Origin of the sequence: Mycobacterium sp. 3-98, assembly GCF_035918355.1 — a bacterium.
GTDB classification, from domain to species: Bacteria; Actinomycetota; Actinomycetes; order Mycobacteriales; family Mycobacteriaceae; genus Mycobacterium; species Mycobacterium intracellulare.
The window spans coordinates 938,805-958,500 of the sequence record NZ_CP142360.1; the positions used below are offsets into that span (position 1 = coordinate 938,805).

14 protein-coding genes and 2 pseudogenes are annotated in these 19,696 nt (G+C 69.9%); 10 read left to right on the plus strand and 6 right to left on the minus strand.

The window, feature by feature from the left end; genetic code table 11:
- Positions 1-22: 22 nt before the first annotated feature.
- From dcd to QGN30_RS04620, 7 genes and pseudogenes are all read left to right on the plus strand, one after another.
- A complete protein-coding gene (gene dcd / locus QGN30_RS04590) occupies positions 23-595 on the plus strand; it encodes a dCTP deaminase (protein ID WP_008261591.1) in 573 nt (190 codons plus the stop codon).
- Positions 596-643: 48 nt separating this feature from the next.
- On the plus strand, positions 644-2,809 hold the full coding sequence (locus QGN30_RS04595) for a DUF7159 family protein (RefSeq protein WP_165576429.1): 2,166 nt from the start codon (positions 644-646) through the stop codon (positions 2,807-2,809).
- Between the two features lie 170 nt (positions 2,810-2,979).
- Positions 2,980-4,080 (plus strand): DUF7159 family protein, encoded by a 1,101-nt coding sequence (locus QGN30_RS04600; protein WP_042909819.1) that lies wholly within the window; start codon positions 2,980-2,982, stop codon positions 4,078-4,080.
- A gap of 164 nt (positions 4,081-4,244) precedes the next feature.
- The gene (locus QGN30_RS04605) at positions 4,245-5,699 is read left to right on the plus strand and encodes a DUF7159 family protein (RefSeq protein ID WP_416366845.1); all 1,455 of its coding nucleotides are present in this window, start codon (positions 4,245-4,247) and stop codon (positions 5,697-5,699) included.
- A gap of 96 nt (positions 5,700-5,795) precedes the next feature.
- A complete protein-coding gene (locus QGN30_RS04610; protein ID WP_008261583.1) occupies positions 5,796-7,121 on the plus strand; it encodes a UDP-glucose dehydrogenase family protein in 1,326 nt (441 codons plus the stop codon).
- 115 nt (positions 7,122-7,236) lie between these two features.
- Positions 7,237-7,422, plus strand: a pseudogene (locus tag QGN30_RS04615) (TauD/TfdA dioxygenase family protein); the annotation flags it as partial.
- Positions 7,423-7,547: 125 nt separating this feature from the next.
- Positions 7,548-7,697 (plus strand): annotated as a pseudogene (locus QGN30_RS04620) (TauD/TfdA dioxygenase family protein); the annotation flags it as partial.
- 16 nt (positions 7,698-7,713) lie between these two features.
- On the opposite strand, the gene QGN30_RS04625 reads toward QGN30_RS04620, so the two are convergent.
- The gene (locus QGN30_RS04625) at positions 7,714-9,036 is read right to left on the minus strand and encodes an MFS transporter (protein ID WP_248923259.1); all 1,323 of its coding nucleotides are present in this window, start codon (positions 9,034-9,036) and stop codon (positions 7,714-7,716) included.
- Between the two features lie 239 nt (positions 9,037-9,275).
- Positions 9,276-9,932, minus strand: a complete 657-nt coding sequence (locus QGN30_RS04630) for a class I SAM-dependent methyltransferase (protein ID WP_014385946.1) — start codon at positions 9,930-9,932, stop codon at positions 9,276-9,278.
- A gap of 100 nt (positions 9,933-10,032) precedes the next feature.
- On the opposite strand from QGN30_RS04630, the gene QGN30_RS04635 reads away from it, so the two are divergent.
- From QGN30_RS04635 to rfbA, 3 genes are read left to right on the plus strand one after another with little or no spacing between them, the layout of a single operon-like run.
- Positions 10,033-10,788, plus strand: coding sequence for a maleylpyruvate isomerase family mycothiol-dependent enzyme (locus tag QGN30_RS04635; RefSeq protein WP_008261574.1), 756 nt, complete (start codon positions 10,033-10,035; stop codon positions 10,786-10,788).
- A 29-nt stretch (positions 10,789-10,817) separates the two neighbouring features.
- Entirely contained in the window at positions 10,818-11,192 is a 375-nt protein-coding gene (locus tag QGN30_RS04640; RefSeq protein ID WP_009954015.1) for a nuclear transport factor 2 family protein, read from the plus strand.
- A gap of 23 nt (positions 11,193-11,215) precedes the next feature.
- Entirely contained in the window at positions 11,216-12,091 is an 876-nt protein-coding gene (gene rfbA, locus QGN30_RS04645) for a glucose-1-phosphate thymidylyltransferase RfbA (RefSeq protein WP_008261569.1), read from the plus strand.
- Here rfbA and QGN30_RS04650 read toward each other — a convergent pair.
- From QGN30_RS04650 to QGN30_RS04665, 4 genes are all read right to left on the minus strand, one after another.
- Entirely contained in the window at positions 12,088-13,353 is a 1,266-nt protein-coding gene (locus QGN30_RS04650; protein WP_202377594.1) for a YibE/F family protein, read from the minus strand. The two genes, rfbA and QGN30_RS04650, sit on opposite strands and share 4 nt — an antisense overlap.
- 32 nt (positions 13,354-13,385) lie before the next feature.
- A complete protein-coding gene (locus QGN30_RS04655) occupies positions 13,386-14,690 on the minus strand; it encodes a pyridoxal phosphate-dependent aminotransferase (RefSeq protein ID WP_008261567.1) in 1,305 nt (434 codons plus the stop codon).
- A gap of 32 nt (positions 14,691-14,722) precedes the next feature.
- Positions 14,723-17,689, minus strand: a complete 2,967-nt coding sequence (locus QGN30_RS04660) for a (Fe-S)-binding protein (protein ID WP_248923258.1) — start codon at positions 17,687-17,689, stop codon at positions 14,723-14,725.
- Positions 17,690-17,938: 249 nt separating this feature from the next.
- Entirely contained in the window at positions 17,939-19,615 is a 1,677-nt protein-coding gene (locus tag QGN30_RS04665) for an Hsp70 family protein (protein ID WP_009954020.1), read from the minus strand.
- Between the last annotated feature and the right edge of the window lie 81 nt (positions 19,616-19,696).

A 19,696-nucleotide genomic window follows, 5' to 3' on the forward strand; every position in this document is an offset into this window, starting at 1 on the left:
GCCCAGCAGATAGGCTCGTCGCGTGCTGCTCTCCGATCGCGACCTCAGGGCCGAAATCAGCGCCAGCCGGTTGGGCATCGACCCCTTCGACGACGCCCTGGTGCAGCCGTCCAGCATCGACGTTCGCCTCGACTGCATGTTCCGGGTGTTCAACAACACCCGCTACACCCACATCGACCCGGCCAAGCAGCAGGACGAGCTGACCACCCTGGTCGAGCCCGTCGAGGGGGAGCCGTTCGTGCTGCATCCCGGCGAGTTCGTGCTCGGCTCGACGCTGGAGCTCATCACCTTGCCCGAAGACCTCGCGGGACGGCTGGAGGGCAAGTCGTCGCTGGGCCGCCTCGGCCTGCTGACGCATTCGACCGCCGGCTTCATCGATCCCGGCTTCAGCGGTCACATCACCCTTGAACTGTCCAACGTCGCGAACCTGCCGATCACGCTGTGGCCGGGCATGAAGATCGGTCAGCTGTGCATCTTGCGGTTGACCAGCCCGGCCGAACACCCTTACGGCAGTTCGCGAGTGGGCTCGAAGTACCAGGGCCAGCGAGGACCCACGCCGTCGCGCTCCTATCAGAACTTCATATCGTCTACATAGGTTCTGCGGGGCCCGCTCGCACCCGTTCTGCGCGATACTTAGTTAGCCATGGTTTTTACCTCCACCTGGCCGTGGTTCACCGCAATGCCTTTGGAGGGGTTTGTTTTGGATATCGTGCTCGGGGTGTCGATGGCACCGTCGTCGATCCAAATGGTTGTCCTGCAAGGCGAATACGCCGACGGCGCCACGGTAGAAGAGGACGCGATCGACGTCACCGGCGCCGACGACGCGGCGACCGTGAGCGCGTCCGACCGGGTCATCTCGGCAATCTTGGGCACCCGCGAGGGTGCCGCCGATGCCGGCCTCGAGCTGTCGTCCATCGGGGTGACGTGGACCGACCAGTTCGAAGCTGCCGCCCTGCGCGACGCGCTGACCGCTCACCGGCTCGACAACGTGATGCTGGTCTCGGCGTTTCTCGCCGCGGCGGCGCTCGCGCAAAACGTCGGCGGCGCAATGGGTTACGAACGCACCGCCGTCCTCCTGGTGGAGCCCGATACCGCCACGCTGGCCGTCGTGGAGACCTCCGACGGCTCCATCCCCGATGTGTACAAGCAGCAGATCCGTGCCGAGTCCTACGGCGCCGCCGCCGAGCAACTCAGCGGAATGGTCGCCGGGCTGGAGAAGCTCGAATACCGCCCGGACGGGCTGTTCGTGGTGGGCTCGGGCGTCGATGTCGGCCCGTTGAAGCCGGCGCTGCAGACGACGACGGCGCTCGACGTGAGCGTGGCCGAGGAGCCGGAGACGGCGCTGGCCCGCGGCGCGGCGCTGGCGTCGGCGAACGCCCCGCTGTTCGCCTCCTCGACCGCGGCGCTGGCCTATGCGCAGGACCCCGGCACCGGCGCCGTCGACCAGCACTCACTGCCCGAATACCTCTATGTCCCGTTCGGTCCCGACGACGGCGACGACGAGCTCGCCTACAGCGCGGTGGCCGATGAGGACGCCGACTCGCCGACCGTGGTCATCGAACGGCTCTTCCTTCCCGAAGAGAGTCAGCCGCAGCGGCGGCCGGCCCTGCTGATCGGCAGCGGGCTGGCGGTGGCCGGCATCAGCGCGGTGTTGGCGCTCGAGATCGCGCTCGCGATCGGGATCCGCACGACGGGCACCGTCGCATTGCAGCCCACCCCGAACCAGCACCTGATCGTTCCCACCGAGCAGGCGCCGGCGCCCGTGCAGGCGTCCGCGCCGGAGCCGAAGATCAGCCTGCCGGCCCCGGTGGCGGCCCCCAAGCCGTTGAATCCCCCGGTCGCGGCCCCGCTGCCCGCGCCTCCGCCGCCGGAAGCCCCTCCCGTACCGGCGGCGCCGCCGGTGGTCCCCGTTCCCGTCGTGGTTCCGCCCCTTCCCGTTCCGGTGCCGGTGCGCATCCCGGTTCCCAACCCGGTGGTAAGGCCGCCGCTGTTCGAGGCACCGCCGCGTGTGTCGATCCCTCAACCGGCGCGGCCGCAACCGCCGGTGCAAATTCCTCAGCCGCCGACGCCCCCGAAGGTGGGCGGCACCGTTCCGCAGTCGCCGCCCCATCAAACGCCTCCCGGTGAAGGCACCCCGCCCAAGCCGGGCGCTCCGGGTAACTCCGGTGGCGGTCACGTGCCGACGCCGGGTTCGGGTGGCTCCGGCGGAGGCCACGTGCCGACACCCGGCTCGGGTGGTTCCGGTGGCGGCCACGTCCCGACGCCCGGGTCGGGTGGCTCCGGCGGAGGCCACGTGCCGACACCCGGCTCGGGTGGTTCCGGTGGCGGCCACGTCCCGACGCCCGGGTCGGGCGGCTCCGGCGGAGGCCACGTGCCGACGCCCGGCTCGGGTGGTTCCGGTGGCGGCCATGTCCCGACGCCGGGTTCGGGTGGTTCCGGCGGTGGCCATGTCCCGACCCCGGGTTCGGGTGGCGGCCATGTCCCGACGCCCGGTTCGGGCGGCGGCGTACCGAAGCCTGGTGGGGGCGGCCCGGGCGGACTCGGCGGCGGCCACGCTCCTGCGCCCGGCGGCGGACTTGGCGGCGGCCACGCTCCTGCGCCCGGCGGCGGACTTGGCGGCGGTCACGCTCCTGCTCCTGGCGGCGGATTTGGCGGTGGCCACGCTGCGCCGGCGCCTAGAGGCGGCGGTGGCTTCGGCGGCGGGCATAGCGGCGGTGGCCTGGGTGGCTTCGGCGGCGGCCACAGCGGTGGCGGCCTGGGCGGTTTCGGCGGTGGTCACGGTGGCGGCGGTGGCGGCGGCCACAAATAGCCTCGGTTTGCCGAGCCTGCCCCCACCAAGCGGCGCATGGGGCACACCTTCGGCGGTCACGGCCACCGATAACTCAGCAGGCTAGGGTGGCGTCGCGAACCCCCATGCGGCGCCGGCGCGGCTGTGCTGGCGCAGCACAGCAACCAAGCGTCTGGCGATTTGGAGGAGCGGTGGAGGTCGTACTCGGTGTGTCGATGGCACCGGAGACAGTCCGCATGGTGCTCGTCGAAGGCGCTGCCGCGGGCGGGGTGACCGTCGATCAGGACGGCTTCGACGTCGTCGGCGATCCGACCCCAGCTGCCGCCGCGGATCACGTCGTCGCGGCCATTCTCGGCACCCGCGACAGCGCGGCCCAGGGTGGTTACCAGCTCAAATCGAGCGGAGTGAGCTGGACCGACCCGGCCGAGGCGGCGGCCCTGCGAGATGTGTTGGCGGCGCGCAGGATCGAGAACGTGATGCTGGTCTCGGCGGTGATGGCCGCCGCGGCGCTGGCGCAGGCGATGGGCAGCGCGACCAACTGGGCCCGCACGGCGTTGCTGCTCGTCGAACCCACCAGCGCGACCCTCGCGGTCGTCGACACCTCCAACGGGACCGTCACCGACGTGCACCGGCACCCGCTGCCCGGCCGCGACGACGTCGCGCTGGCGAAGCTGACGGCGATGGTCTCGGGCGCCGAATCAATGAGGGCGCGGCCTGACGGGCTGTTCCTCGTCGGCTCCGACGTGGACATCCCGTTGATCAAGCCAACGCTCGAGGCCGCCACGTCGCTCTCGGTGACCACGCCCGAGGAACCCGAGATGGCCCTGGCCCGGGGTGCCTCGCTGGCCGCGGCGAACGCACGGTTGGGCGCGCCGCGGACGATCACGATGCCGTCCGCGCGGATTTCCTCGACCGAGGCGGCCGGGTCCAACCCCGACGCGCGGGCCGCCCGGTCACGCGAGCGGCACAGCCGAAAGCCGGCGGCCACCGTCGCGCTCGTGATGACCATTTTCGTCACCGGCTTCGTCGCGTTGGCGCTCGCGCTCCTCTTCGGCCGCGATCCGGGCACGGACCAACCACCGGAGGTCAGCACGAACGTCGTCGCTCCGCAGGCCCCGTCGCCCCCGAATACCGGCCCGCCCCCGCCGTCGGCCCCTGCGCCGGCGCCGCCCGAAGCGCCGACGCCCGACGCGCCCCAGGCACCTGCGCCGTCCCCGCCGCAATCCGGCGACCACCCACACTGGGACGACTGGCTGCATCGCCATTTGGGGCCCGATTTTCCGGTCCCCTAGCCCCGCCGCGGACGGGTCCCGGCCCACCCCCCGGCCGCCGAACACGCGTAAAATCGGGGCACTAGGGGAATAACGGTGGGGACTCCGCGATGTCACGCGCCATCATTTCGTGCGACGGCGACGCCCTCACCGCGAATGACTAGCAACCGACTATTGGAGGAGCTTTGGACACCGTACTTGGTGTGTCGATGGCGCCGACCGCAGTCCGGATGGTGCTGGTCGAGGGGGAAAACGGCGACGGTGCCACCGTCGATGAAGACAATTTCGACGTGACGACGTCCACTGACGCAGCAACTGTCACCGCCTCGGACCAGGTAGTCTCCGCCATCTTGGGGACGCGTCAGGGCGCGGCGGAGGGTGGCTACCAACTGGCGTCGACCGGGGTCACCTTCACCGACCCCGTCGAGGCGGCCGCGCTGCGCGACAAGCTCGCCGCCCACAAGGTCGAAAATGTGATGCTGGTCTCGGCCTTCCTGGCCGCGGCCGCGCTGGCCCAAGCGGTCGGCCACCGGACCAACTACGCGCAGACCGCGCTGCTCTACATCGAGCCCGAAACCGCGACGCTGGCGATCGTCGACAGCGCCGACGGATCCATCGCCGACGTCCGGCGCCAGGTCCTCCCCGAAGACGACGAGGCGGCCGTCGCCGAGCTGACGCGCCTGGTCTCCGGCGCGGAGAACATGGAAAGCCGCCCGGACGCCGTGTTCGTCGTCGGCTCCGGCATCGACATCCCGCTGATCAAGCCCGCGCTGGAGGCGGCGACCACCCTGCCGTTGACGGCGGCCGAGGAACCGGAAACGGCGCTGGCCCGCGGCGCCGCGCTGGCATCGGCGCATGCCCCGCTGTTCGCGTCGTCCACCGCGGCCCTGGCGTACGCGCAGGATCCCGGCACCGGTGCGATCAATCCGCTGGCGGTGGCGCCCGGCTACTTCGACGCGCCCGGTGACGCCGGGGTGGATGCCCTGGCGTACAGCGCCGTGCCCGACGACCCCGACGACTTCTTCACCGGCTCGCAGACCGCGGCGACCGAGCTCGTCGGCGCGGAATATCGTGGGCGCAACTTCAAGTTGGTGGGCAGCGCCGTGGCGGCGGTCTTCGTCATCGGCGTGGTGGCGCTGGTCGTCTCACTGGCCATCGCCATCCGCCCGACGGCGAATGTGCGGCCCAGCCCGAATGAGAACGTCGTGGTCGCGCCCACCCGGCCCGCCCCGGCGCCCGCGGCCCCGGCGCCTGCCCAGGCGCCCGCGGCTCCCGCGCCCGCCCCGGAGGCCCCGGCGCCCGTTCCAGAGGCTCCCGCCCCGGCTCCGGCCGCCCCGGCTCCGGCCCCGGTGGCGCCCGCGCCGATCCCGGTTCCGGCGGCCCCGCCGCCCGCTCCGCCGCCGGTCGCGCCCGTTCCGGTGCCGATCCCGCTGCCGATCCCAGGCATCGGCGGTCCGCCCGGTGGCGGGTGGGGCCCCGGTCACGGCGGAGGCCACGGGGACCACGACGACGGCTTCCCCGGTGGCCCGCGCGGCGGCTTCGGCGGCGGGCCGCGCGGCGGTTTCGGCGGTGGCCACGGTCACGGCGGATTCGGCGGGGGTGGCCCACGCATCAACATCCCGGGCATCCCGGGGATTTAATAGGCCGGCGGAGCGGCGGCCACCCGTCATCTTCCGTTTGCCTCCCGCTTAGCCCGGCGACGCGGTTAGCTCATCGGGGTCGCTTACACCAGTGGTATGCGATGCACCGTGTTCGGCACGGGATACCTCGGTGCCACCCACGCGGTCGGGATGGCGGCGCTCGGACACGACGTCCTCGGGATCGACATCGACCCGGGCAAGGTGGCCAAGCTCGCCGGGGGTGACATCCCCTTTTACGAGCCAGGCTTGCGAAAGTTGTTGAACGAGAACCTGGCTGCGGGACGGCTGCGGTTCACCACCGACTACGACGCGGCCGCCGACTTCGCCGACCTGCACTTCCTGGGCGTGGGCACACCGCAGAAGAAGGGCGAATACGGCGCCGATCTGCGCCACGTCTATGCCGTGATCGACGAGTTGGTGCCCCGGTTGACCAGTTCGGCGGTGCTGGTGGGCAAATCGACGGTCCCGGTGGGCACCGCGGCCGAGTTGAACCAACGCGCCGCCGCGCTGGCGCCGCGCGGGGTGGACGTCGAAATCGCCTGGAATCCGGAGTTTCTGCGCGAGGGCTACGCGGTGCAGGACACCCTGCGCCCGGACCGCATTGTGCTTGGGGTCCACCAGGATTCGGTGCGCGCCGAGGCCGCCGTTCGTGAGCTGTACGGCCCGCTGCTGGACGCGGGGGTGCCGTTCCTGGTGACGGATCTGCAAACCGCGGAGTTGGTCAAGGTCTCCGCCAATGCCTTTCTGGCGACGAAGATCTCGTTCATCAACGCCATTTCCGAGGTGTGCGAGGCGGCCGGCGCGGACGTCAGCCTGCTGGCGGATGCGCTCGGATACGATCCCCGCATCGGACGCCAATTCCTCAATGCCGGTTTGGGTTTCGGCGGTGGCTGCCTGCCAAAGGACATCCGGGCATTCATGGCGCGCGCCGGCGAACTCGGGGCCGACCAGGCGCTGACGTTCCTGCGTGAGGTGGACAGCATCAACATGCGTCGCCGCACCCGGATGGTGGAACTGGCCAGCGCGGCGTGCGGCGGGTCGCTGTTGGGCGCCAACGTCGCGGTGCTCGGCGCGGCGTTCAAGCCCGAGTCCGACGACGTGCGCGACTCGCCCGCCCTCAACGTGGCGGGGCAACTGCAGCTCAACGGCGCCGCGGTCAACGTCTATGACCCCAAGGCTCTGGACAACGCGCAGCGCCTGTTCCCGACCCTGAACTATGCGGTCTCGGTCGAAGAGGCCTGCGAGCGCGCGGATGCCGTGCTGGTGCTCACCGAGTGGCGGCAATTCGTCGAGCTCGATCCCGACGACCTGGCCGACGGGGTGCGCGCCCGCGTCATCGTCGACGGCCGCAACTGCCTGGACACCGCCCGCTGGCAGCGGGCGGGCTGGCGGGTGTATCGGCTCGGCGCGCCGCGACCGTAGGGTACTCAGGAGCGGGCTTTCCTTCAGTCCGATTTCAACCGCTCTCGCGGGATCGGATCGTCGTTACCCTCAAAAGTCCGACACCGTAGGTGTCTACCAAGGCCTTTCACCACTGGTGCGTGGGTTCATCGACGGGCTTCGCGCCGAGCACCGGTTTGGTGCCGCGCTGGCCTTCGAACGCAGCGCCGAGAAGATCGGCGAGCTGGTTCGCGGCAAGCCGTTGGCGGCAATCCATCCGGTGGTGCGGGTGCACCCCGAGACCAACGAGCGCGTGGTGTATGTCAACCAGTTCTTCACCAAGGAGATCGTCGACCTGTCCCCGCGGGAGAGTCGTCACGTCCTGGACCTGTTGTTCGAGCAGATCCCCGTCCGGAGTATTCGGTTCGATTCAAGTGGGAGCCGGGAAGCGTTGCGTTCTGGGACAATCGGGCCACGTTGCATCTCGCGCCGCGCGACTTCGAGCATCTCGATCACGAGCGCGTGCTGCATCGGATCACGCTGGTCGGCGACATCCCGGTCGGCCCGGACGGGCGCCCATCGGAGCCGTTGGAGGGCCAGTTCTTTGGGGCCGCCTGACAGGGCGTGGGCGACCTCACCGGGTCCGGTGCGCCCACAGCAGGCCGAGCAGCCCGAACGCCGCCACCGCGGTGGTGGTCAGCGCTACCGGCCACAACGCCCCGCCCACGTGGGCGACCACCGAGGTGAGCAGCAACGGGATGAGCCCGCCGATGATGGTGGAACTCTGGCCGGACAACGACATTCCGGTGTAGCGGACCCGGGCCGGGAAGGACTCGGCGAGGTATTTGGGCAATGCGCCCCACACGACCCACATCGGCGCGCCGATCAAGGTCTCGGTGATCAGCAGCGCCGCCACCGTCGACGAGGCGGAGAGGACGGCCAGCAGCCCCGCCGTCGGCAACACGAGCAATCCGAGTAGGCCCGCGCGGACCACCCTCGGCGCGCCGACCCGATCGGCGAGCCAGCCGCCCAGCAGCGTCAGCACCCAGAACACGGTGACGTGCACGGCGGAGATTCCCAGCAGCACCGACGAGGCCGGCCGGGCAAGGCTTTTGGTGCCGTAGCCGGTGAGAAAGACGGTCTCGACGAAGAACGGGACGGTCACGCCGCCCAAATAGACCCCGAAGCAGACCAGCATGGTGCGGCCGTGCTGACGAACGGCCTCGCGCAACGGGAAACGCGACAGTTCGCCGCTGCGGTGCAGCGCGGTGAACTCCGGCGATTCCATCACCCGCAACCGGATGAACAGGCCGACGACGCTCAGCGCGATCCCGAACAGGAACGGCACCCGCCAACCCCACGTCACGAAACTGTGTTCGCTCAGCAACGAGGCCAGGATGAACAGCGAGCCGGTGGCCAACCCCTGGCCCAGCGTCGCCCCGGTCTGCACCAGCGATCCCCAGAAACCGCTGCGGTGTGGCGGGCTGGTCTCGGTGACCACCAGGACCGCGCCGGCCCATTCGCCGCCGAGCCCCACCCCCTGAAGAAACCGCAACAACACCAGCAGCGCGGGCGCCGACCACCCTATCGCGCTGTAGCTGGGCAGCAACCCCATCAGAAACGACGGGATGCCCATGATCAAAAGCGTTGCCACCAGCATCTTCTTGCGTCCAAGGCGATCACCCAAGTGCCCGAAGACGACCCCGCCCAAAGGGCGGGCGACGAACCCCACCGCGAAAGTGCCAAGTGCGGCAAGCACTCCGGCCGTGGCCGAGGCGCGCGGGAAGAACAGCGGACCGAAGACCAGGGTGGCCGCAAAGCCGTAGAGGAAGAAGTCGTACCACTCCAGCACGCTGCCGGCGAGACTGGCCAACGCCACCCGGCGCATGCCCGGGACGGGTGCCGCCTCTGCGGGCGGGGTCGCCGCCCGGGTGCTTTCCTGCTCTGCGATCGTCATCGAGGTCTCCGAATGGTCGGCCGGTCAAGCTCCGCGCACCCGCGCCGGCGATCGAAATGACCGGCGCGAGTGGGGCATCGCGGCGAGTACGACCGTCCGGAGCCCCTGCCCAGTTCAGCGCCATCGGGCGCGATTGACGACGGTTGAAATCAGCTTGAAAGCAACTGATTACGCGGCACAACCCGATTTCGGAGGAACCCGGCGCGCGTCACCGTCATGAAATATGTTGCGGCTCGGCGCTATTGGCCGGCCCGGGCGTGCAGCATGGCTCGGGGGTATTCCCCGCCATCTTGAGAAAGGTCGATCCGAACGTGCTCGAACCCGGCCGCCCGGAGCGCGTCGGCCACCGGAGCAGCGTCGGAGAGCGCGCGAAACGGCAACGCGGCGGCGACGTCGTCGGCGTAATGGTGGCCCGCCACGTGCGGGTTCAGCGAGACGTCGGCGATCAGCGTCGCGTCCGGGGCCAACACCCGCCGCCACTCCGCGAAGGCCTTCTCCGGTTCGAGCAAGGTCCAGATGAAGTGCCGCGCCGTCAGCGCGTCGAAGCTGGCGTCGGGGAACGGCAGCTTTTCGGTGACACCCTCCACGAACTCGACAGTCGCGGCGGTGGCGGCGGCCTTGGCGCGGGCCCGGGCCAACATCGCCTCGGAGGCATCCACGCCGGTCACCCGGTGGCCGAGCTCGCTCAGCAACAACGCGACAAAGCCCGTGCCCGTGGCGATATCGAGCACCCGCGAACGCTCCGGGATTGCGCTCAGCGCCGCCGTCCACAGTCGACGTTCCGGCTCCGAGGAGATACCGTGCGCGGCCCGCTGGTCATATTCCGAACCCTCGCGCTCCCAAAACGCGCGGATCGCCGCGTGCGCGTCCGGGAGGCCCGCGCTGTCAGCAAGCACGGCACCTGGTCCATCGCCTCGTCATCGACGACAGTCTGCAGGGCGCGGGATCCCCACGGCAAGGCGAGCGGGCGCGGCCCACGCGAGTAGCCTGACCGGCGTGGACTATGCCGGCGCATTCCTCGACGAGAACCGGGCTTTCGCGGAGCTGTTCGACGGTGCCGACGAGTCCACGCCGGTGCCCACCTGCCCGGAGTGGACCCTGCGGCAGCTGTTCCGCCACGTCGGGCGCGGCGACCGTTGGGCGGCCCAGATCGTGCGCGACCGGCTCGAGAGCTACCTCGACCCCCGCACCGTGGAGGGCGGCAAGCCGCCGCCCGACCCCGCCGACGCGATCTCCTGGCTCCACGGCGGCGCCCAACGGCTGGTGGACGCCGTCGAGCTGACCGGGGTGGAGACGCCGGTCTGGACGTTCCTCGGGCCGCGCCCGGCGAACTGGTGGATCCGGCGCCGGCTGCACGAGGTGGCCGTGCACCGGGCCGACGCCGCGATCGCGCTGGGCACCGATTTCGCCCTCGAGCCCGACATCGCGGCCGACGGGATCACCGAATGGCTGGAGCGGGTCGCGATCCAGGCGGGCGGCCAGGGGGCGCCGCTTCCCCTCGAGGACGGGACCACCCTGCACCTGCATGCCACCGACCCCGGCCTCGGCGAGGCCGGGGAGTGGACGGCCGCCGTCGATCAGGGCCGGGTCACGTGGTCGCACGAGCACGGCAAGGGCAGCGTGGCACTGCGCGGCGGCGCCACCGAGCTGCTGCTGGCGATTTTGCGCCGGCGCCCGCTGGCCGACACGGGCGTCCAACTGTTCGGGGACGAAGCCGTGTGGGAGCGCTGGTTGGACCGTACGCCGCTCTAGCCGCGGCGCCGCACGGTAATTTGCACACCATGACCACATCGGAGATCGCCACCGTTCTGGCATGGCACGACGCCCTCAACGCCGCGGACATCGAGACCTTGGCCTCCCTGTCCAGCGACGACATCGAGATGGGCGACGCGCACGGGGCCGCACAGGGCCACGAGGCGCTGCGCAGCTGGGCCGCCTCGCATCGGCCGGCGACCGAGCTCGGCCGCATGTATGTGCACGACGGTGTCGTCGCCGTCGAACTCAAACCCGGCAGCACCGGCGATCCGGGGGCCGCCACCGACGCCGCGCTGACGTTCCGGGTGGTGCGCGACCACGTCACCTCCGTGTTCCGGCACGACAGCCTCGCGTCGGCGCTGGCGGCCACCGAGCTCACCGAATCCGACGCCGTCGACTAGGACCACAGGCACAGGAGCTATCCATGCGCGGAATCATCTTGGCCGGCGGGTCGGGCACCCGCCTGCATCCGATCACCACGGGCATCAGCAAGCAGTTGCTGCCGGTCTACGACAAACCGATGGTCTACTACCCGCTGTCCACCCTGATGATGGCCGGAATCCGCGACATCCTGGTGATCACCACCCCGCATGACGCGCCGGGATTTCAGCGGCTCCTGGGCGACGGCTCACAATTCGGCGTCAACATCACCTACGTGACACAGGACCGGCCCGACGGTCTGGCCCAGGCGTTCGTTTTGGGCGCCGACCACATCGGCAACGAGTCGGTGGCTTTGGTGTTGGGAGACAACATCTTCTACGGACCGGGACTGGGCACCAGCTTGCGCCGATTCCAAACCATAAGCGGGGGAGCGGTTTTCGCGTACTGGGTGGCCAACCCGTCGGCCTACGGTGTGGTCGAATTCAGCGACGACGGCCTGGCGCTGTCCTTGGAAGAGAAACCCAAGACACCGAAATCCAACTACGCGGTGCCGGGTTTGTACTTCTACGACAACGACGTGATCGAAATCGCCAAGGGGCTCAAGAAATCGGCGCGCGGCGAGTACGAGATCACCGAGGTCAACCAGATCTATCTCAACCGGGGCCGGCTCTCGGTCGAGGTGATGGCCCGCGGCACGGCCTGGCTGGACACGGGCACGTTCGACTCGCTGCTGGACGCCAGCGACTTCGTCCGCACGCTGGAACGACGCCAGGGCCTCAAGGTCAGCGTGCCCGAGGAGGTGGCATGGCAGCAGGGCTGGATCACCGATGAACAATTGGCGCAGCGCGCGCACAGCCTGCTCAAGTCCGGGTATGGCTCCTATCTGCTGAACCTGTTGGAGCGGAGCCGGTTTCACTAGGCCGGTGGCGGCGGCCCGCTGCGCGCGGCTTCGCCGCGCTTGCGACCGCCGCTAGGCTTCGCCAGCACCGCCGCGATCCCCGTGGTCAGCGGCACCGACAGCGCCAACGCCATCCCGCCCACCGCCGAGCGGGCGATCTCGATGGCCACGCTCTCCCCGGTCAGCACGTCCGTCAGCGAGCGGTTGGCGACGCTGAACAGCAACAGCAGCGGCAGCGAACTGCCCGCGTAGGCCAGCACCAGCGTGTAGACCGTGCTGGCGATGTGATCGCGCCCCACCCGGATGGCGCCCACGAAGATCGCTCGCCGCGAGCCCCCGAGGCGGGCGAGCTCGAACACCGTCGAGGACTGGGTCACCGTCACATCGTTGAGCACACCCAGCGACCCGATGATGAAACCGGCCAGCAGCAGGCCACCGATCGACACGTTGCCCAGGTATGCGCTGACGGTGGTGTTCTGCTCGTCCGACAGGCCGGTGAGATGCGCCAATTGTATTGCCGCCCAAGATAATGCGGCGGCAAGCAGCAACGCCGACAGGGTGCCCAGCAGCGCGGCACTGGTCCGCAGGCTGACCCCGTGGGCCAGATAGATGACCGCGTAGAGGATCGCCGCCGACGCCACCAGCGCCACCGGCACCGCGGGGGCGCCGTCCCGCAGGGCCGGCAGCAGAAACATGACCAGCACCACGAACGCGACCAGGATGCCCACCAGCGCGAGCAGCCCGCGCCAGCGCGCCACGGCCACGATCACCACCGCGAACGCGATCGCCAAACCGACCAGCGCCCAACCCCGTTCGAAGTCGTAGAACGCGTAGCTGGTGGCGCCCTGGTCGTCGACCTGGCGCACGACCCGAATGCGGTCGCCCACCGCGAATTTCGGTTGACCCGGCCCGGGGGAGGACTCGAGCAGGGTGGTGGCGCCCGCGTTCGGCCCGGAATCGACGGCGACCTGGGTCAACACGCAGCGCCCGGCGCCGGGCGCTGCGGGCTGGGGCGGGCCGGTGAGGACCTGACTGACCGACGGGCTGCCGCAGTCGCCCAACCCACTGGACAGCACGTGCCCGGCCTGCGTGCTCACCGCGCCGCCGGACGCGTTCTGCAGCGGCATCGGGATGTCGACGCGCTGCCGACTGGGCCACAACAGGATCGCGCCGACGGCCACCGCCACTCCGATCGCGACCAGCAGCCCGACGACGATCCTGGCGGGCAACGGATCGATGCCGGACGGGCCCGGCGGCAGGCTGTGCGAGTGGGAGTGCGTCACCCGGTCGAGCGTAGAGGCGTTTTCCTGGGTGCTTACTGGCGATAGGCGACGAGGAAGTTGCCCAGCCGCTCGATGGCCGCCGCCAGATCGCGGGCCCACGGCAGGGTCACGATGCGCAGGTGATCCGGTGCGGGCCAATTGAAGCCGGTGCCCTGGGTGACCAGAATCTTCTCCTGCAGCAGCAAATCGAGGACGAGCTGCTCGTCGTCGTCGATGTCGTAGACCTCGGGGTCCAGCCGCGGGAAGGCGTAGAGAGCGCCGTCCGGCTTGACGCAGGACACCCCCGGAATCTCGTTGAGCTTGGTCCAGGCGACGTCGCGCTGCTCGAGCAGCCGGCCGCCGGGCAGGACGAGGTCGTCGATGCTCTGGTAGCCGCCCAGGGCGACCTGGATCGCGTGCTGCGCCGGGACATTGGGGCACAGGCGCATGTTGGCCAGCAGGTTGATCCCCTCGATGAAGCTGCCGGCGTGGTCCTTGGGCCCGGTGATCGCCAGCCAGCCGGCCCGATACCCGGCCACCCGGTAGGCCTTGGACAGCCCGTTGAACGTCAGGCACAACATGTCCGGCGCCAGCGAGGCCAGGTTGATGTGCTTGGCGTCGCCGTAGAGGATCTTGTCGTAGATCTCGTCGGCGAGCAGCAGCAGCTCGTGCTTGCGCGCCAATTCGACGATCTGCGTGAGCACTTCGCTGGTGTACACCGCGCCGGTCGGGTTGTTCGGGTTGATCACCACCAGCGCCTTGGTGCGGTCGGTGATCTTGGACTCCATGTCGGCGATGTCGGGCTGCCAGCCCTGCGTCTCGTCGCACAGGTAGTGCACCGGGGTGCCGCCCGCCAGCGACGTCGACGCCGTCCACAGCGGGTAGTCGGGTGACGGGATCAGCACCTCGTCACCGTTGTCGAGCAGGGCCTGCAGCGTCATCGTGATCAGCTCGGAGACCCCGTTGCCCAGGTAGACGTCGTCGACGTCGAAGCGGGGGAATCCGTCGACCAACTCGTAGCGGGTGACCACCGCGCGGCGGGCCGGCAGGATGCCCTGCGAGTCGGAGTAACCCTGCGCGTACGGGAGGGCCTGGATCATGTCGCGCATGATCACGTCGGGCGCCTCGAAGCCGAACGGCGCCGGGTTGCCGATGTTGAGCTTGAGGATGCGATGACCCTCGGCCTCCAGCCGCGCGGCCTGCTGATGTACCGGGCCGCGGATCTCGTACAGGACGTCCTGAAGCTTCGACGACTGCGCGAAAGTGCGCTGCTGCCGGTGATGGGCCGACGGGTGCGGTGGCAGCTGATGAGGCAGCTGGTGGGTGGTCACATCACCAATGGTGCCATCACTGTCCACTGAAATTTGCTGTCAAGCGCAAAAATCGCAGGTCAGCGCTTGCCCGGGGGACGCGCACCGCGGGCGATGCCCAGGCCTTTGACCGGCGGCTGCGACGGTGCGTCGTCGCCGTCGGCCTGCTTTGCCGGCTCCGCTTTCGGTGCCGGCTCGGCCGGCGCCTGTTCGGCGGGCTCGGCTTCTGCTTTCGGCGCCTCGGCTTTCGGGGCCGCCTTCTTGGCGCCGGGTCGTTTGGCGCCCGCGGCGATGCCCAGGCCCTTCACCGGCGCGGCGGGCGCCTTGGCCTCGGGTTCGGCTTCCGGCGCCACTTCGGCCTCGGGTGCTTCGGCCTTGGGGGCCTCGGCCTTCGGGGCCGCCTTCTTGGCGCCGGGTCGCTTGGCGCCCGCGGCCAGGCCCAGGCCCTTCACGGGCGCGGCGGGCGCCTTGGCCTCGGTCTCGGCCTCGGGCGCGGCCGCTTCGGCAGGTGCCTCGGCCTTGGCCGGTGCCGCCTTCTTGGCCCCGGGTTTCTTGGCGCCGCCGGCGATCCCGAGCCCCTTGACCGGGGCGGCCGCTTCGGCCTCGCCTTCGGCGGCGGGCGCGGCTTTCTTGGCCCCGGGTTTCTTGGCGCCGCCGGCGATCCCGAGCCCCTTGACGGGAGCGGCGGGTGCGGCCGCGGCCTTCGGGGCCGCCTCGGCTTGCGCCTCCTCGGACTCTTCGGCGGGTGCGGTCGCCGTGGCCGTCGCGGCCTTGGGCGCCGCGGCCGCCCGCTTTTCGGCTTCCTTGGCGGCCGTGCCCTTTTCGGGCAGCGTCGCCTTGTCGTATTCGAGGGACGCGAGCAGGATCTGGGCGACGTCGAGCACCTCGACACCGCTGCGCCCGGCCTCCTCCTGCCGGTCGTTGACGCCGTCGGTGACCATCACCCGGCAGAACGGGCACGCGGTGGCGATGGTGGTGGCCCCGGTGGCCAGCGCCTCGTCGACGCGCTCGTGGTTGATCCGCTTGCCGATGTGCTCTTCCATCCACATCCGCGCGCCGCCGGCGCCGCAGCAGAAGCTGCGCTCGGCGTGCCGCGGCATCTCGGTCAGGTTCGCCCCCGAGGTCCCGATCAGCTCACGCGGCGCCTCGTAGACCTTGTTGTGCCGGCCCAGGTAGCAGGGGTCGTGGTAGGTGATGTCCTGCGACACCGGCGTCACCGGCACCAGCCTGTTGTCCCGGACCAGCCGGTTGAGCAGCTGGGTGTGGTGCAGCACCGAGTAGTTCGCGCCGAGCTGGCGGTACTCGCGGCCCAGGGTGTTGAAGCAGTGCGGGCAGGTCACCACGATCTTGCGGTCGACGGTCTCGGTGCCCTCGAACAGCCCGTCCAGGGTCTCGACGGCTTGCGCGGCCAGCTGCTGGAATAGGAACTCGTTGCCCGAGCGGCGCGCGGAGTCGCCGTTGCAGGACTCGCCGGTGCCGAGCACCAGGTACTTCACCCCGGCGATGGCCAGCAGCTCGGCGACGGCCTTGGTGGTCTTCTTGGCCTTGTCGTCGTAGGCGCCGGCGCAGCCGACCCAGAACAGGTACTCGTAGCCGTCGAAGCTGTCGACGTCCTCGCCGTAGACCGGCACGTCGAAGTCGACCTCGTCGATCCAGTTGGTGCGGTCCGACGCGTTCTGGCCCCACGGGTTGCCCTTGGTTTCCAGGTTCTTGAACAGCACCGACAGTTCCGAGGGGAACTCGGACTCCATCATCACCTGGTAGCGGCGCATGTCGATGATGTGATCGACGTGCTCGATGTCCACCGGGCACTGCTCGACGCAGGCGCCGCAGGACACGCAGGACCACAGCACGTCGGGGTCGATGACGCCGCCCTGCTCCTCGGTGCCGACCAGCGGCCGGGTGGCCTGCTCCGGGCCGGAACCCATGACGCGGCCGAAGCCCGACTCGGGAACGTGGTGGGCCTCGGCGTGCTCTTCGCCGGACAGCTCCTCGCCGAGCCCACCCGCCGGCGTGCTCTCCAGTGGGCTCTCCTTGTCACCCAGGATGTAGGGCGCCTTGGCCATCCAGTGGTCGCGCAGGTCCATGATGACGAGCTTGGGGGACAGCGGCTTGCCGGTGTTCCACGCCGGGCACTGCGACTGGCAGCGCCCGCACTCGGTACAGGTGGCGAAGTCCAGCATGGCCTTCCAGCTGAAGTCCTCGACCTTGCCGCGCCCGAATGTCGCGTCGTCGGGCGGGTTTTCGAAGTCGATCGGCTTGCCGTCGTGCTCGAGCGGCAGCAGCGGGCCGAGCCCGTCGGGCAGCCGCTTGAAGATGACGTTGATCGGCGCCGTGAAGATGTGCATGTGCTTGGAGTGCAGCACGATGATCAGGAAGGCCAGCATGACCGCGATGTGCAGCAGCAGGGCCACCGTTTCGATGATCTCGTTGGCGGGCTGCCCCAGCGGGCGCAGGATCGCGCCGAACAGTTGCGACAGGAAGGCCCCGTTGCCGTACGGCAGCGTGCCGTTGTTGACCGCGGATCCGCGCACCAGCACGTAGGTCCACACGACGTTGAAGATCATGAACAGCACCAGCCAGGCGCCGCCGGTGTGCGAGCCGTAGAACCGGGATGAGCGGCCGATCTCCTTCGGGCTGCGCATCAACCGGATGACGGCGAAGGTGGCGATGCCGAGGAAGACGGCCGTGGCGAAGAAGTCCTGCAGGAAGCCCAGCGCGTCCCACCGCCCGATGAACGGGATGTGGAAGTTGTCCTGGAACAACAGCCCGTAGGCCTCGATGTAGACCGTGAGGAGGATGAAGAAGCCCCACATGGTGAAGAAGTGCGCCAGGCCGGGGATCGACCACTTCAACAGCTTGCGCTGCCCGAAGACCTCGGAGAGCTCGGCCCAGATTCGTTTGCCGGGTTCGTCGGTGTGCCCCGGGGCCGGCTTGCCGGACGTGATCAGCTTGAACAGCCACAGGACCCGTCGTGCGGCGAGCGCGGCCACGACCAGCGTCATGCCCATGCCCACGACCAGCCTGATGAGCATCTGCGTTGTCACAGAAGGTCTCCCCAATGCATAGATAATTCGGCCTGTGCTTTATTTGCCTGCTTAAGCCCCGCTCATAGTTACATCTTCGCGGCTTTCGGCGCGAGAAAGGCTGCCCTAACTTCGGGTTCGTCGGCGCCTCTGGCCTGCTAGTTGATACCCGCTCGCCGGGTGTGACGTTTGTCGGAGTGACCAGCGCCACCAAACTTCGTTAAATGACCCTTTTCGGAGCCCTTTTCCCGCCAGACGCAATCGTTCGCGTCAGCGCCCGAATGGGGGTTGGAAGATCGGCGGCAGGGGTCGCACCCGGGTGGTCGTCGTCGGCGCCGCGGACGTGGTGGTCACCTGCGATGTCGTGGTGGGCGGCGCGGTGGTGGTCGTCGTGGTGCTCGGCGGGGGTGTCGTCGTCGTGGTCGACGGCTCCGGCGGCGGTGTCGTGGTGGTCGTGGTGGCCGGCGCCTCGCTGGACGGTGGCGGCGGAGCCGGAACGACGGTGACGGTGGTGCTGTCGTTCGGCCCGGTGATGGTCACCGTTTGTGGTGGTGGCGGTGGGTTGGGCGAGGACGTCGGGGGGGCCGGGGTGGACTTCGTCATCAACAGGCCGATCGCCAGCGCCGCGGCCACCAGCACCGCCACCCCCGCCCCGGCGACGGTCAACACCAGCGCTGTGCGCTTGTACCAGGGCAGCCCGCCCTGCTCGGGGTACTCGAATTCCCGTGCCTCGCTGGCATATTCGCCGGTTGCGTCGCGGCCGGTGTAGGGCACCGGCTCGTCGGAATCGGCGTCTTGCGACCACGCCAGGGCGTCATCCACATCGGTGGCCTGGGCGGCCCACGCGGCCTGGGTGGCCCCGATTCCCGCGGTGCCGACCATTTCGGTCGGCGTCTCCACGGCGGCGGCCGCGGTGGTTTCGGCGCCCCCCGCTGCGTACTGCGCACCGAGCGCCGCGGCGCCGAGTGCGGCGAGTGACGCCGGCTGCGCCGCGCTGCGGACCGGAACCCCGAAGCGCTGCGACAACCGCGCGGTGATCAGCGGGATGCTTGCGCCCCCGCCGACGATCGCCACGGCGCGCAGGTTGGTGTTCGGAATTCCGTTGCGCCGCAACGTGTCTTGCAGCGAGGTGACAAACCGGTCCAGCGGTGGGGAGATCAGTTGCTCGAACTCGGTGCGGGTCAGTTGGGTGGACTCCCCGGACGCCCCCGCGACGGTGCTCACCGCGGCGGTCGACAGTTGTTCCTTGGCGCGCCGGCAGGCGGCCAGCAGGCGGGTCTGCGATCCCATCCGCGCGCCGCCGCCCAGGACGGCGGTGCTGACATCGGAGGCCAGCAGGTGATCGACGATGAGCTGATCGATCGCGTCGCCGGAGAAGTCGGTGTGCCGCACGGCCGGGGCGACGGGCGCAAAGCCGGCATTGGCGTCCAGCACCGTGACGGTAGTGCCGCCGGCACCGAAGTCGCACAGCGCGACGACGCCGTCGGCGGGAAACCCCGGCGTGCCGCGCAGGGCCGCCACCGCGGCCGTGGCGTCGGAAACCAGCATCGGCGCGACCCCACCGCGCGCGAGATCCGACTGGGCGAAGAACTCGTCGCGCAGCGCCGCGAACTGTTCGTCGGACCAGTAGGCGGGGACCGCGATGCTGATCGGTGTCCCGTAGCCGACCGTGCGGGCCATCGCCTCGATCGCCTCGACCGTCAGCGCCGCGCCCAGGTACTTGGTGCCGTCGGCCGCCACCAGCGGTGCCCGGTCGCCGACCCGCTCGACGAACCCGCGCAGCACCAGGCCGGGTGCGGTCAGGTTCGGATTCTCTTCCGGCAGGCCGACTTCGGTGGGACGGTGCTCGAACAGGGTGACCACCGAGCTGCGGGTGACCGGGGCGGTGCCGGCGCGGGCCGCCACCAGATTGGCCACCCCGATCGATAGCCCGAGCGACTGGCTCATGTCCGCACCCCTGTGTCAGTAGTCCCGTGGATTGCAGCGAGTCTAGGGCGCCGCCGGCGCCGCGTCGCCGAGCGTGATCGG

Coding starts and splice junctions, on each gene's coding strand:
- QGN30_RS04625 (WP_248923259.1), bottom strand. CDS start 9,036: ATGACGATCGCAGAGCAGGAAAGCACCCGGGCGGCGACCCCGCCCGCA.
- QGN30_RS04665 (WP_009954020.1), bottom strand. CDS start 19,615: ATGAGCCAGTCGCTCGGGCTATCGATCGGGGTGGCCAATCTGGTGGCG.
- QGN30_RS04595 (WP_165576429.1), top strand. CDS start 644: ATGGTTTTTACCTCCACCTGGCCGTGGTTCACCGCAATGCCTTTGGAG.
- rfbA (WP_008261569.1), top strand. CDS start 11,216: ATGCGCGGAATCATCTTGGCCGGCGGGTCGGGCACCCGCCTGCATCCG.
- QGN30_RS04610 (WP_008261583.1), top strand. CDS start 5,796: ATGCGATGCACCGTGTTCGGCACGGGATACCTCGGTGCCACCCACGCG.
- QGN30_RS04640 (WP_009954015.1), top strand. CDS start 10,818: ATGACCACATCGGAGATCGCCACCGTTCTGGCATGGCACGACGCCCTC.